Source organism: Sulfurospirillum sp. (assembly GCF_036802865.1).
Classification (GTDB): domain Bacteria; phylum Campylobacterota; class Campylobacteria; order Campylobacterales; family Sulfurospirillaceae; genus Sulfurospirillum.
Map to the genome: position 1 here is coordinate 209,434 of NZ_DAIRVK010000002.1, position 13,703 is coordinate 223,136.

Consider the following 13,703-nt stretch of genomic DNA (forward strand, 5'->3'; position numbering starts at 1 on the left):
GATGTTTCCATCTCTTGATAGGCGTTTATTAGTGAGCAGTTCCGCTTATGATCGCTTCTGCATTCGCAGGAAGAGGAGCATAAGGGATCTCTTTTGCTGTTGGTTGATCTGATTTAAGTGCTTTAAGGCACGCTTGTACCGTAAAGCCAATCATTACAACCACAACTACCATAAATCCAACAATTAAGAAACCATCAAGCTGGTTATTGAAAATAACTTGCTCTACTGCTTCTTTGGATTTAAAGACAGCACCTGGTTTAAAGTTGCCACTTGCAAGAAGTGCTTGAAGTTGGTTTGCTTTAGCAAAGAAACTGACCGCAGGATCAGTACTAAATGCTTTGAGCCAAGCAGCAGCCATCGTACAAATAACAAGCCATGTTGCAGGGACGATAGAAACCCAAGCATACGCTTGACGTTTCATTTTGAAAAGTACCACAGTACATAACATCAAAGCAATCGCTGCTAGCATTTGGTTGGTAATACCAAAGAGTGGCCATAATGTGTTAATACCGCCCAATGGATCGACAACACCGACATAGAGGAAGTAACCCCATGAAGCAACAACCAATGCTGTGGCTAAAAGACTTGCAAACCATGAGTTGGTTCGTTTGAGGTTTGGATTGATGAGTCCTAGTAAATCTTGCAACATAAAACGTGCTGCACGCGTACCAGCATCAACCGCAGTCAAGATGAAAAGTGCTTCAAATAAAATTGCGAAGTGGTACCAGAAAGACATAGAACCTAGTCCGCCAAGTGCACCGTGAATGATTTGAGCCATACCAACCGCTAAGGTAGGAGCGCCACCTGCACGAGAGATAATACTTTTTTCACCAACATCGGTTGCAATTTGAGTCAATACATCAGGAGTTACAACAAATCCCCAGTTACTTACTGTTGTAGAAGCTGCTGCTGCAATGTCTGCTAAACCGGTTGGGTTTAGTGCGCCCATTGGAGAGTTCATCGCAAAGTAAACACCTGGATCAATGATAGAAGCTGAAATAAGTGCCATCATCGCAACGAAAGATTCCATGAGCATACCACCGTAACCAATCATGCGTGCTTGTGTTTCATTGGCAAGCATTTTAGGTGTGGTACCTGAGGAAATGAGTGCGTGGAAACCTGATACGGCACCACATGCAATGGTGATAAACAAGAATGGGAACAATGTTCCTGCCCATACTGGACCATGGCTATCAAAAGCGTATTTGGTAACAGCTGGCATTTGCATATTTGGCATCATAACCACAATACCAATAGCTAAACCTATAATAGCACCAATTTTTAAGAAGGTAGAGAGGTAGTCACGTGGTGCTAAAAGAAGCCACACGGGAAGAACCGCTGCAATAAAACCATAAACAATAAGTGCCCATGTAAGTTGCACGCCACTTAAGTCAAAGTAGACTGCCATTGCTGGATTGAGCGCTACTTGTCCACCGTAGATAATGCCAAAGATAAGACCGGCAAAACCGATAATAGATGCTTCAAGAATTTTACCTGGACGAATAAAACGAAGGTAAATACCCATAAAGAAAGCGAGTGGAATAGTAAAGGCCACGGTGAAAGTTCCCCAAGGACTATGTGTAAGTGCTTTAACAACAATCATTGCAAGAACCGCTAGGATAATGATCATAATCATGAAGCACGCAATAAGCGCGATAACTCCAGGAATGGTTCCCATTTCTGTTTTGACAAGTTCTCCGAGTGATTTACCGTCACGTCTGGTTGAGACAAATAGAACCATGTAATCTTGAACAGCACCTGCAATAACAACACCGACTAAGATCCAAAGCATACTTGGAAGGTAGCCCATTTGTGCCGCTAAAACGGGACCAACGAGAGGACCAGCACCTGCGATGGCCGCAAAATGGTGACCAAAGAGAATGACTTTGTTTGTTGGGACATAATCAAGTCCATCATTATGACGAAACGCAGGTGTCATACGTGTCGCATCTGCTTGTAAAACCTTCTTTTCAATGTAAAGGCTATAAAAGCGATAACCAATCAAATAGACACACACCGATGCCGTTAACACCCACATAGCATTAATCGATTCGCCTCGATTTAATGCAATATAGCCAAACGCAATAGCGCCTAAAATGGCTACAAATAACCAAGCTATCTTTGACGATGAGCTTGAACTGTTTGTTGACATATCTTACCTCCGTATAAAATTTGCAATCGTAAAACGGTCAAGGTAAACCTTAACATTGCTAAAGCGTTCCTGAAACTGCAACACCTTAACAACGCCCAAAAGTTAGCATATATTCTTTTAGTTTAGCTTTAATTGTACGCATCTTTAATAAAAGATAACGCATTTAGAAGTCCAATGTTTCAAAAAGTGTTTATCTCTTAGACGAGGGGTTTTGAGCATATTTATAACAACCTAAAAAACATTTTTTACAGTGTTGTTTTTAAGGTTAGGATAAATGCCTTACGCAGTGCACGGAACGTTTCTTGTATAGTCTGTTGTAAAAAACGAGGTGCCCAATGCGTTTTACTCATGCAACTCCTGAAGCTACTTATGGTTTTGCCAAACGTTTTGCACACTATAAAGATTTTTATGCACGGTATGATGGATTGATTTTTTCCAAGCTTGGTTTTGGAACATTTAAAAAAGAGCCTTATAAAGAAGAAAACTATACTTTTGATTATAAAGATGCGCTAAAAACGGCTATCTCTAATGGTGTTAATGTTATAGACACGGCGATCAACTACCGTTATCAGCAAAGTGAACGTGAAATCGGCGAAGCCTTAGAAGAGCTTATGCACAAGGGTGAGGTGAAGCGTGAAGAGCTGATTATTTGTTCTAAAGGTGGCTTTGTACCGCTTGATTTTCCTTTTCCAAACAATCCCTACGAGTGGATCAATGAAAACATCATCCAAAAGGGTTTGGCGACATCTTTTGACATCGAGTTAGATCAGCACTGTATGACACCAGCCTTTCTCAAAGACTCATTGGAGCGTTCGTTGCGTAATTTAAAAGTAGAGTGTTTGGACATCTACTTTTTACACAATCCCGAGACGCAACTTACTAAAATTGGGTATGACCATTTTCTTACAAAATTGGAAGATATTTTTGCCAGCTTCGAAGAAATGGTAGAGAATGGAAAAATAAAAGCCTATGGTTTAGCCGTATGGAATGCGTTTACATACGAAGAGGGCAATAGTGAGTATATAAATCTTGAAGATATTTATGATGTCGCACGAAAAGTGGGTGGAGTCAACCATCACTTTAAGTACATTCAATTACCTTTTAACATTGCTAAAACCAATGCATACAGTGTGGCAAACCAAAAAATGTCTGATGGCAACTACTACACGCCTTTGCAGGTAGCCCACAAATTAGGGCTTGGTGTGATGAGCAGCTCTTCACTGTTGCAGATGCATCTTTTTCAAAAGCCATTTAAACCAGAAGTTGGCTATCTGCTTGATGCCAAAATGGAGTTACAAAGTGACGTCCAACTCGCTCTTCAATTTGTTCGTTCAACCAGAGGCATTGTCACTTCGCTGTTCAGTTCCAGTAAAAGTGATCATGTGAGCAGTAACCTTGGCATTGCAACACTGAATGCTACCACGAGTGCTAAATACAATCTTCTTTATAAGGTGGAGCGATAACATGACATATGACGTAATCGTAATAGGCTCAGGCATCGCAGGTCTTATGGCAGCGATTGAGGCAAAGAGTGAAACCAACAGCGTTGCCATCATTACGAAAAGCAATATTTTTAAATCAAACAGTTCTATTGCCAGTGGAGGTATTAACGCTGTTTTAGATGAAAAAAATGAAGTAGAGATTCAAAAACACATCGACGATACCATGAAAAGCTCCAAAGATTTGGGCGATAGAAAAACGATCGGTTATTTGTGCCATCAAGCACCGTTGATTATTAAAAAATTAGAAACATATGGCGTCTTGTTTGATCGCGATGAAAACGGAAACATTTTGCAACGTAGCTTTGGTGGAGGAAGTTCTAAACGAACCTGTTTTGTGGGCGATAGTACGGGCTCTGCCATTACGCAAGCACTTATAAAAAAAGCAAAACTGGTGGGTGTTGAATTTTTGGTCAATCATTTTGTTATGGATATCACGAAGATAGAAGAGTATGTCAGTGGTGTGGTTACGCTTAAAAAGCTCGACTCAACGGTGACCGTTTACCCCACTAAAGCAGTTGTTTTTGCAGGGGGCGGATATGCAGGCATATACAGAGGTTTTAGCACCAATGCACAAGACTGTACAGGTGATCTTTTAAGTGTAGCACTTCGTGCGGGTCTGAGCCTCAAAGATATGGAATTTGTTCAGTTTCACCCCACAGGATTTGCTAAGACAAGCTACTTGGTTTCTGAGGCCGCCAGAGGCGAGGGAGGTTACCTTGTCAATGCGGATGGTGAGCGTTTTGTCAATGAATTAGGCACGCGTGATGTGCTTGCACGTGCCATTTTTGAGCAGATGAGGTCGGGTAAAAAAGTCTATCTGGATATGCGTCATATCTCCAAAGAAATTTTGGAAACACGTGTTCCCTCTTTGTATAAAAATGCTTACAATCAAGTGGGAATTGACCTATCCGATGAACTCTTAGAAATCAAACCTGTGGCGCATTACAGTATGGGTGGCATTGCATCTTCAATGACTTCAAGTGAACTCAAAGGGCTTTTTATCTGCGGTGAAAGTGCTGCTCTTGGCGTGCATGGTGCAAACCGATTGGGTGGAAATTCGCTTTTAGAAGGTGCTGTTTTTGGAGAACTTGCGGGTAAGAAAGCAAGAGAATACGCATTCAATAAGGATTTTTTACCGATTGATTACAATGTTGTGATTAAAAACATGGATTTGGTGCAACGTATTTTTGATGGGGATTGTTCTAAAAACTTTAATGCAATGCGCATTTCAGTAGGCAAAATCATGTTTGATAAAGCAGGTATTTTTCGCAATGAAGTAAGCCTACAAGAAGCATTTGACTATATGAAGTACCTCCGTTTAGAGTCCAATACATTGCACTGTATTGATAAAGGCAAAAACAATAATGTTGAATTAATTTCGATTTTAGAGCTCCGCAATGCACTGGAGTTAAGTGAAGCAATCATACTTTCAGCGATGCAGCGACGTGAGAGTAGGGGCGCACATTATAGAGAAGATTTTGCGTTTATGAGTAAAGAAGGAAATCGTCATGTGCTTATTAAAGAGCTTCAAAAGGGGTTTTTTAAAGTGCAGTATGAAGAGAGTGGTTTGACAAAGTGGCTCAAGAAAATTTTAACATAAGGGAAAGACAATGGCAAAAGTAATGCTAAGAGAAGAAAATAATGAGCTCTATTTTTATATCGCAAAAAAAGATATGGAAGAGACAATCACAAAAATAGAATTTGAAACAGAAGAAAAATGGGGTGGCGAAGTGGTGCTTAGCAATGGTGAGACATGGTGGATTCAACCAAATCCGAAAAAACTTCCTAAAGAAGAAGTCTGTAAAAAGTTGTCTGATTAAAATATAAACATAAAAATTGAGCATTAATTGCTCATTTTCAACTATAATATTTTAAACGGATAAAGGGGTGCAAAATGGTCGCGTTTGATGCTAAGTGTGGGGATTGCCTCACCACCAGAGAACTGATGACACTCTATGAAACAGCGATGGTTGTTTCCAACTCTTTAGATTTGGTTGCTTCACTTGAAAAAGCACTACTTATTTTAAAAAATCGTTTGCATTTAGAAAAATGCGTTATTCATGCATTGAATGATGAAAATCTTTTAACGGTGTACGCCTGTATCGATTTTAGCAAGCACCAAAAAGAGCTAGCAACGTATAAATTAGGCGAGGGTGCTACGGGTTTTGCGGCGCAAAGTAAAGAACCCGTTGTTATCGAAAATTTACATAATGACATGCTCTTTTTAAATAAATCAGGCAATCGCGATCAAAATGCACTCTCTTATATCGCAGTGCCTATGTTGGTAGATCAAGAAGTTATCGGTGTTTTGGGTGCAAATATTACGAAAACAACGGCGATTGATTTTGAAAGTACAATTCGTGTTTTGACGATTTTAAGCTCTATTTTTGCGCAATCTATAAGGTCGCATGACATCAATCTTAAAGAAAAAGAGCGCCTTAAAGAGCTCAAACTTTACTATAAAATGGAGTGGGACTCAAAAGTGCACAATTTTGGTGATATTATCGGTGAGAGCCCTAAAATGAAGAGTGTTTATAACGTTGTAGAGCGCATTGCTGAGAGTAATGTTACAGTTTTAGTGCGTGGTGAAACGGGTACAGGAAAAGAGCTTGTAGCTGCAGCAATTCACAAGCGTTCTAAACGTCGGGATGAGCCGTTTGTTAAACTCAATTGTGCGGCTATTACCGATACACTGATTGAAAGTGAACTTTTCGGGCATGAAAAAGGTGCTTTCACCGATGCAAAAGAGGCACGAAAAGGGCGTTTTGAACTTGCCGATGGAGGAACACTTTTCCTCGATGAAATAGGCGATATCTCATCTTCTGCTCAAGTCAAGCTTTTACGCGTTCTACAAGAGCGAGAGTTTGAAAGAGTGGGTGGCTCTAAAACGGTTAAAGTCAATGTTCGTTTAGTTGCTGCAACGAACCGAAACCTTGAAGAGATGGTAAAAAATGGTACATTTAGAGAAGATTTGTACTACCGCCTTAATGTTATACCGATTGATTTACCACCGCTTCGTGAACGTGGAAATGACATCATCCAACTGGTTAATTTCTTTTTGCAAAAAGCAATCAGCAATCACAAAAAACGTGTTGTCATCACCGATGAAGCGATGGAGATTTTGTGCCAATATACATGGCCTGGAAATGTAAGAGAGCTTGAAAATACGGTTGAACGTATTGTACTTATGGGAAGTGAAGACGGCATTAGTGCCGATGAGATGTTGTTACTGCTTCCAGCCTTTAATCAAAAATTGATGTGTCAACGAAGGATCATGAGTGAAGAAGAGTGAATTAGAAGCCCAAATTAAACTGGGCAATGTGGTTCCATTTATCGGGATGGGTGTCTTTAAAGAAACTAAAACAGAAGATGGATCTCAAATCCCCTTTGATAGCGATTCGATGATCTTAAGCCTCAATGGCGGAAGGGCGATGTCTCCACGTTTGATGTATGAGTACTCTAGAGCTGCCATGAGTTTGGAACAACGCAAAGGAAGACCTTTCATTGAGCAGATGACCAACCATATCTTTACAGCAAAACCTTACCCCATGCCAGAGGTTTATACATGGCTTAAAACTTTGATGCCTCAGTATGTTGTTGATCTCAATCTAGACGATTCTCTTTTGAAGCTTTATGCTGAAATGGATCACTTCTTGATTACAGGTGTGAGCCGTATTATGGCAGGGTATGATCGCTTCTTGGTTTACAGTTACACAGCATCTTCTAAAGAATACCATCGTGTTGAAAAAGAGATGTTGAGTCCTATGCAGCCCATTATATTTAAGCCTTTAGGTTGTACGGTCCCTGAAAAAAGCTTTATTATCTCTGATGCAGATTTTGTTGATTGGTTGACTGAAGCAATGGGTGGCTATGCGCTTCCACCTTTTTTAAAAACATTTAAAAATGACAAAAGCTATCTTTTCTTAGGCATTGATTTTGATCGTGATACGTATCGTATGGTGGCAAATGAAGTGACTTTGGGGTTAAGTGGTGGCTACTTGGTGAATGATAAAGAAAAAATCAGTAAAAAAGAAGAGAAGTTTCTCTTTTCACATAAAATTGAAAAGCTAGAAACTTCATTGGAGGATTTTTTGAAGAGTGTCGGATGAGGCACTCTTCATCTGCCTATTCTTCGACGCTTACTTCAACAGGATCGCTTTCCCAAACACCGTGTTTTGTACAGTAGCTTTGAGCAACAAGTGTTAGTTTTTTACCTGTTGGAACGATTGTAAATGTGACTTCAGCTTGTCCCTTTTTGTCTTGTCCACCCAGTGTTCCAGAAACAAAATCAGCGCGCGCTAAAAGAACGTCACCATTATAAAGTTGAACATTTGCAATGTAGTGGTCAAAATCATCTGGATGCGTATAGGCATTACCAACTTTTACAGTTACTTTAAACGGTGCATTTTGTTTTGCACCCTTCTCACAGGTAATAAACGGAGAGTGTCTATCAATATAATCTTTTCGTGCTTCTCTCTCAACACTGTCAATATCAACATAACGATTGATTTTTGGCATTTATAACTCCTTTTTTAATATTAAGTTTTGAAATGATATTAAAATCTCACACAAATGTCTCTTAAGAAGAAGATAAAATAAGTCTTATTTAGATTGATTTAAGGAGCAGAGGGTGTGCTGCTCCTTAGGAAGTTTTAGATAAGTGTGATCGCTACTTTGTGTTGATCAAGACCAATAACTTTTTTATTGGTTTCACCAAAGGCAAGCAGTAGTAGTTCCGCAAGGCTTAAAACGCCAAGTTTTATTTCGCGTCCAGCAATTTTTTCAAGTTCTTTTTGATAGAAATCAAACATAATAAAACTTCTAGCATCGCTCACAAGAACAAAATCTGCGGCATTGTCAAACATGTCGAGCATGGATTTTGCTCCAAGTTTTTTAGCCAAAAGTGGCGAAGCATCATAGACTTCAAAGCCATCACTTTCATAGGTGCTTGCATGTTTAACACATTTGAGTTTAATCAGATCAAGAAGTTGTGTTAAAAGATCTTCTTTGCGGTATTTTTTAGCACGACACGCGTTAGAACCCAAGAAAAGGGCTGTTTGGAAGTTCACAAAAGGGTATTTGAGTAAAACAGATAGTTTTTCAGCTCCCATTTCGTCAAGAAGCAATTGCTCAAGAGAGATAACATTGACCTCTAAGTTAAGGGTTAAATGGTGTTTTGCTAAACGCTGTGCGATCTCAAATTTGAGATTACTATCGTTTAGAAGAATCTCTTTTGTATGGGCATGTGAGACAAGAGAACTTTGTTCAAAACAGATGATGTCTCGTTTTTGTTCAGCTGCTAGGGTTAAATTGTAGGCATAATGCTCTAAAAATTTTAAGCGATCAAGCCCCATAAATTCACTTCCAAGATCAGCTTTAGCCCCTTTAAAAGAGGGAGCATCAATGTTTAGAAGTTCAATCAGTTTTCGAGCCGCCAAAATCATTGGGGCTGTTTTTTCACGCTGAATCAGGGTATCAAAAAGAAAATAGTTTTTCATGGCTTATCCTTACAAAAGATCAATGTGATGCGAAAATTTTTCAACAAGGGCATTCGTAAAAGGTCGATGTTTCATCACTTCGTTTTTCAGTTCCGTGATTTTTTTCTCGACATCTGCACCGCAAGGATAAATTTTCTTACACAGTCTTACATGTAAAAATAGACCCGTGTGTTCATTGGAAACAATTTTCAAAATTTCACGTTTATGTTCAGGGTACTTGTGCATCATGTCATAAGCAAATGCAAAGAGCGCATCACCTTGAAAATCAGGCACAAAATCAAGCACACTTGAGGCGTAGTGATAGATAATATACTGCTCAAATAAGGCTTTATCTTTCGCATCAACCAAAGTTTCGAGTAAATCAAAATTTTTGTAAAAATCAGTGGTATCAATAATCATATCTTTTGTGACATACTTGGTGTTGAGAGGCTCTAGTGTGAGCGATTTTCCAAAGGTGTTGATGATGCCATCGACGCTTACATCACTAAAAAGTGCTTTTCCATTGATTTTTAATGCAGCTAACTTACCTTTTGGATAATCAAAACTGCCATCTTCTGCTTGGATACGGGCTAAAAGATCATTGACACTCAGGCTACGATCAATCGTAATAAAATGTTTTTTATAATAAGGCAAAAAATCCGTTTTAGCGTCAAAGCGAAAGACGCTTAGCTCGAGCTTACACTCCATATTTAAGGACTCCTTTTTAGGTGTATTAATCTATTCTAGCGCAAGATTACTTGTAAGATTCTGTTACTTAAAAGTTAACTATAACACTTGTTTTAGGCTAAGTGTTCAGTGTTGTTTGGAGATGATACGGGAGTCTAATGGCTTCTTAATGCACAACATCTTACAATAGAGTAATTCAATCAGTAGGACAACATGTCAAAAGAGGCATTTTTTATCTCAGGATTTTCCAGCAAACACATTGGCGATGATGGTGCTATTATGAACAACAATCAGGTCTATTCGAAAGACCTTTTTTGTGAAGATATACACTTTAAACGCTCTTGGATGAGCTTGAACCAGATCGCGCAAAAAAGCATGTTGGTTAACATTTCGGATGCCATTGCGATGAATGCAAAACCCAAATGGGCAATGATTGGCGTAGTGATTCCTAGAAATTTTTCCTACCATGAGTTGCAAGAACTCAGCAGTGGTTTTCAAAGCGTTGCAAAGTCGTATGGCATGGAGATTATTGGGGGCGATACGACGGCTGGCGAAAAGTTGATGATTTCTATCAGTGTTATTGCTGAACTTCAAGGTAAAGCGCTTTACCGTAAAAATGCTAAAGTGGGTGATTTTGTAGCATTCACCGGAACACTTGGTAAGTCTTATAAAGAACTCACTCGGCTTTTACGAGGAGGGTACATTGGCAAAGATTCACGTTTTATGAAGCCAACGTTAAAAGCAGATTTTATTCTCAAGGCGTCAAAACATTTACATGCGGGCATGGACATCTCTGATGGGCTTTCCAAAGACCTCTCAAGACTCTTATATGCCAGCGGTGGTTTAGGCTTACATGTAAAGCATAAAATGCCCAAAAGAATCTTGTGCAGTGGAGAGGAGTATGAGATGCTCTTCACATTTGAGGCTCGTAAGAAAAAGGTGATAGAGCGCATAGCCAAGCAGACACGTACACCGATTACCATTGTAGGAAAAATAGCACGAAAGCGCTTTACCTGCCGTTGTAAAGAACACCATTTTTAACCATTTTAAGGACATCTATGATTAGACAATTTTTTCTCACCCATTCGCCCATTAGTGCGATGTTTACCAAAAATAGCAGTGACTTCGTGGTCAGTGAAATTCCTCTTTACCCTTTTAGTGGTGAGGGTGAACATTTGGTTTTACATATACGAAAGAAAGATATGACCACATGGGATATGTTGCAGTATCTCAGCGAAGTGACAGGTTGTAAAGTACGTGATTTTGGCTATGCAGGGCTTAAAGATAAAGATGGCATGACGACGCAGTACATTTCACTGCACAAAAATTTCGAAGCTAAACTTGCTAATTTTACACACGATAAAATCAAAATACTCGACACAACATACCATAATAATAAAATTCGCACAGGGCATCTCAAAGGTAACCGCTTTTTTGTACGCCTTAAAAAAATCAATCCGATCGATGCGAGAAAACTCCAAGATGGGCTTAAAAAGATCAGTAAAGAGGGCTTTCCAAACTTTTTTGGCTATCAACGTTTTGGTATTGATGGAGACAACTATGTCAAAGGTAAAGCAATCTTAGAGGGAAAACGCAAAGAGCATAATCATAAGATGAAAGAGTTTTTTATCAATGCCTATCAAAGCTATCTCTTTAACAATTGGCTGAGTAAACGCATCGAACTTAGTCGTTTGATTGAAGAGTTTAACTTGTCTGATGCAACACGTGCGACCAACTTACCGAAAGAGATGGTAGATAGCCTTAAAAAACAGCCACAATTTTTTAAGTTGATGCATGGTGATGTGTTGCATCATTATCCTGCTGGAAAAGCGTTTATTTGTGAAAATGTAGAAGAAGAATTACCACGCTTTTTAGAGCATGGCATTACCATCGCTGGTTGGTTGCTGGGTGGCAAAAACATTCGAGCAGAGTACGAAGCTGGTGTGATTGAAAAACAAATTTTTGAAGAGTGCGAACCTTTTTTAAACAAACTCAATGGAAGCAGACGTTTTGCATGGAGCTTTGCAGAGGATGTTGAAGGTGTCTATAAAGAGGAAGAGGCATGGTTTGAAATGCACTTTTCATTGCCTAAAGGCTCTTATGCGACCGTGATTATAGAAGAGCTAATAAAAGATACGCTATAATCCACGCTTCAAAAGGTGTGGTAGGTGATTGCTTGAGAGTTTCTCTTAAGAGGAAAGTCCGGGCTGCATGTGAGACATGGTTCCGTCTAACGGACGGCTAGGGTAACCTAAGGGATTAGTGCAACAGAGAGTAAACTACCATTATGTCGCTCTTGCAAAAGAGATGACGTATGGAAAAGGTGAAACGGTGGGGTAAGAGCCCACCAGTGCTTTAAGTAATTAAGGCAGCTATGTAAACCCAACCTGCAGCAAGAAGGGATGGTTTTGGTCTCACACACGATAAACCCTTCGCTAGAGGTCTATCGTAAGATAGATCGTAGATAAATAATCACCCACGACAGAACCCGGCTTATCGCCACACCTTTTGTCAACAAAGCCCTAAAAAAGGATGTTTTTGGAAAATCTTATCTTTTTAGCGCATGTTGTGCTTTTGATGGTTATTTCTCCTATTATTTCACGTCTTTTCCGCATTCCAACCCCTGTAGTTGAAATTTTATTAGGCTCGTTTGCTGTGTGGATAGGGCTATTACATGTAGACAATGAAGTCTTTCGAAACCTCGCTAAAATAGGCTTTTTTTACCTGATGTTTCTTGCAGGTCTTGAAATCGACATTCAACGTTTTTTACACTATCGTGATCGTTTTTTAAAAAAAGCTATTTTATACTTTATTTGTTTGTACAGTATTTCCATTATTTTTTATATTGTATTTGGTCTTTCACCTGTCTATATCGTAGCCATTCCTATCGTTTCTCTGGGTATGATTATGGCGCTCATTAATCAACATGGGCGAAACCACAAATGGTTAGAACTCTCTTTAATTATTGGTGTTATTGGTGAGCTTATTAGTATTGGGGCACTTGTTATTTTTGACGGTGCAATTACCCATGGTTTGGGCTGGCATTTTACGAAAAGTATTTTAATGCTTATTGCCGTTTTATTTTCATCCTATTTTCTTTACCGCTTGCTCAAAATTGTCTTTTGGTGGTATCCAAATCTTAAACGTATCATCATGCCTCACAACGATACGATGCAACAAAGTTTGCGTTTTAGTATGGCGCTCTTTTTTGTACTGATTGCAACGATGCAATGGCTTGAGATTGATATGGTTTTGGGAGCATTCATAGCAGGTATTTTTATCTCAAACTTTTTTGCGCATAAAAAAGAGCTTCCGCATCAACTTTCAATGTTTGGATTTGGTTTTTTAGTACCACTCTTTTTCATCTTTGTTGGTACGACGCTTGATCTTAAACTTGTCTTTACAACGCATATCTTAACCCATGCGCTCTGGATTGTGCTTGCCATGGTGGGCGCTCGTATGGCAAGTTCGTTTGCTGCATACTACAGCTATTTAGGACTGAGAAGTACCATTCTTTTTAGTCTTGGTGATTCGATGCCACTGACATTTTTAGTTGCGATTGCAACCATCGCGGTTAAAAATGGTGCTATTGATGCTGAAGAGTATGCATCATTTATCGTTGCAGCTTTGATGGAAGGTATTGTGATTATGACATTGATTCAATTTTTGATGTTTATGTTCAAACGTTTTGATAGTCAAACAGAAGAAAAAATATAGTTTTTTGATTCCAAAGGCTATTTTGCATTGCTCTATTTATTCCCGAAGTTAGTTCTCTTTTTTATGTAAAACACTGTTTCATCACAATCACCTAATTATTTACTAATTATTAATATGATAGGATGAAACAGTACATTTTAATTAAAGAGTTTTACGGCGGGAGTTTTG

General features: G+C 39.1%; 12 protein-coding genes and 1 other RNA gene. 9 read left to right on the top strand and 4 right to left on the bottom strand.

Annotated elements, in window-relative coordinates; genetic code table 11:
• Positions 1-28: 28 nt before the first annotated feature.
• Positions 29-2,152, bottom strand: a complete 2,124-nt coding sequence (cstA, locus tag V7Q04_RS05455; protein ID WP_333803916.1) for a pyruvate/proton symporter CstA — start codon at positions 2,150-2,152, stop codon at positions 29-31.
• 335 nt (positions 2,153-2,487) lie between these two features.
• Here cstA and V7Q04_RS05460 point away from each other — a divergent pair, with 335 nt between their 5' ends.
• From V7Q04_RS05460 to V7Q04_RS05480, 5 genes are all read left to right on the top strand, one after another.
• Positions 2,488-3,615, top strand: coding sequence for an aldo/keto reductase (locus V7Q04_RS05460; RefSeq protein WP_333803917.1), 1,128 nt, complete (start codon positions 2,488-2,490; stop codon positions 3,613-3,615).
• 1 nt (position 3,616) lies between these two features.
• Complete coding sequence (locus V7Q04_RS05465) at positions 3,617-5,254, top strand: L-aspartate oxidase (protein WP_333803918.1); 1,638 nt, start codon at positions 3,617-3,619, stop codon at positions 5,252-5,254.
• A 10-nt stretch (positions 5,255-5,264) separates the two neighbouring features.
• Complete coding sequence (gene nifT / locus V7Q04_RS05470) at positions 5,265-5,474, top strand: putative nitrogen fixation protein NifT (RefSeq protein WP_333803919.1); 210 nt, start codon at positions 5,265-5,267, stop codon at positions 5,472-5,474.
• 74 nt (positions 5,475-5,548) lie between these two features.
• On the top strand, positions 5,549-6,946 hold the full coding sequence (locus V7Q04_RS05475) for a sigma 54-interacting transcriptional regulator (protein WP_333803920.1): 1,398 nt from the start codon (positions 5,549-5,551) through the stop codon (positions 6,944-6,946).
• Positions 6,933-7,763 carry an SIR2 family protein gene (locus V7Q04_RS05480; protein WP_333803921.1) on the top strand — a complete coding sequence of 277 codons (831 nt, stop codon included), beginning with the start codon at positions 6,933-6,935 and terminating at the stop codon, positions 7,761-7,763. Before V7Q04_RS05475 ends, V7Q04_RS05480 begins: the two co-directional genes overlap by 14 nt.
• A 16-nt stretch (positions 7,764-7,779) precedes the next feature.
• Here the strand turns inward: V7Q04_RS05480 and V7Q04_RS05485 are convergent, their stop codons facing one another.
• The 3 genes from V7Q04_RS05485 to V7Q04_RS05495 form a co-directional block, all read right to left on the bottom strand.
• Positions 7,780-8,172, bottom strand: coding sequence for a class II SORL domain-containing protein (locus V7Q04_RS05485; RefSeq protein WP_333803922.1), 393 nt, complete (start codon positions 8,170-8,172; stop codon positions 7,780-7,782).
• Between the two features lie 134 nt (positions 8,173-8,306).
• Positions 8,307-9,152, bottom strand: a complete 846-nt coding sequence (locus V7Q04_RS05490; protein ID WP_333803923.1) for an HdrB C-terminal domain-containing protein — start codon at positions 9,150-9,152, stop codon at positions 8,307-8,309.
• Between the two features lie 9 nt (positions 9,153-9,161).
• Entirely contained in the window at positions 9,162-9,839 is a 678-nt protein-coding gene (locus tag V7Q04_RS05495; RefSeq protein ID WP_333803924.1) for a DUF5644 domain-containing protein, read from the bottom strand.
• Between the two features lie 192 nt (positions 9,840-10,031).
• Here V7Q04_RS05495 and V7Q04_RS05500 point away from each other — a divergent pair, with 192 nt between their 5' ends.
• From V7Q04_RS05500 to V7Q04_RS05515, 4 genes are all read left to right on the top strand, one after another.
• Complete coding sequence (locus V7Q04_RS05500) at positions 10,032-10,859, top strand: thiamine-phosphate kinase (RefSeq protein ID WP_333803925.1); 828 nt, start codon at positions 10,032-10,034, stop codon at positions 10,857-10,859.
• A 17-nt stretch (positions 10,860-10,876) separates the two neighbouring features.
• A complete protein-coding gene (gene truD / locus V7Q04_RS05505; RefSeq protein ID WP_333803926.1) occupies positions 10,877-11,962 on the top strand; it encodes a tRNA pseudouridine(13) synthase TruD in 1,086 nt (361 codons plus the stop codon).
• Positions 11,963-11,974: 12 nt separating this feature from the next.
• Positions 11,975-12,330: RNase P RNA component class A (gene rnpB, locus V7Q04_RS05510), an RNA gene on the top strand.
• A 26-nt stretch (positions 12,331-12,356) separates the two neighbouring features.
• Positions 12,357-13,535, top strand: a complete 1,179-nt coding sequence (locus tag V7Q04_RS05515; RefSeq protein WP_333803927.1) for a cation:proton antiporter — start codon at positions 12,357-12,359, stop codon at positions 13,533-13,535.
• Positions 13,536-13,703: the final 168 nt, after the last annotated feature.

Coding starts and splice junctions, on each gene's coding strand:
- V7Q04_RS05495 (WP_333803924.1), bottom strand. CDS start 9,839: ATGGAGTGTAAGCTCGAGCTAAGCGTCTTTCGCTTTGACGCTAAAACG.
- V7Q04_RS05500 (WP_333803925.1), top strand. CDS start 10,032: ATGTCAAAAGAGGCATTTTTTATCTCAGGATTTTCCAGCAAACACATT.
- V7Q04_RS05490 (WP_333803923.1), bottom strand. CDS start 9,152: ATGAAAAACTATTTTCTTTTTGATACCCTGATTCAGCGTGAAAAAACA.
- V7Q04_RS05465 (WP_333803918.1), top strand. CDS start 3,617: ATGACATATGACGTAATCGTAATAGGCTCAGGCATCGCAGGTCTTATG.
- cstA (WP_333803916.1), bottom strand. CDS start 2,152: ATGTCAACAAACAGTTCAAGCTCATCGTCAAAGATAGCTTGGTTATTT.
- truD (WP_333803926.1), top strand. CDS start 10,877: ATGATTAGACAATTTTTTCTCACCCATTCGCCCATTAGTGCGATGTTT.
- V7Q04_RS05460 (WP_333803917.1), top strand. CDS start 2,488: ATGCGTTTTACTCATGCAACTCCTGAAGCTACTTATGGTTTTGCCAAA.
- nifT (WP_333803919.1), top strand. CDS start 5,265: ATGGCAAAAGTAATGCTAAGAGAAGAAAATAATGAGCTCTATTTTTAT.
- V7Q04_RS05475 (WP_333803920.1), top strand. CDS start 5,549: ATGGTCGCGTTTGATGCTAAGTGTGGGGATTGCCTCACCACCAGAGAA.
- V7Q04_RS05485 (WP_333803922.1), bottom strand. CDS start 8,172: ATGCCAAAAATCAATCGTTATGTTGATATTGACAGTGTTGAGAGAGAA.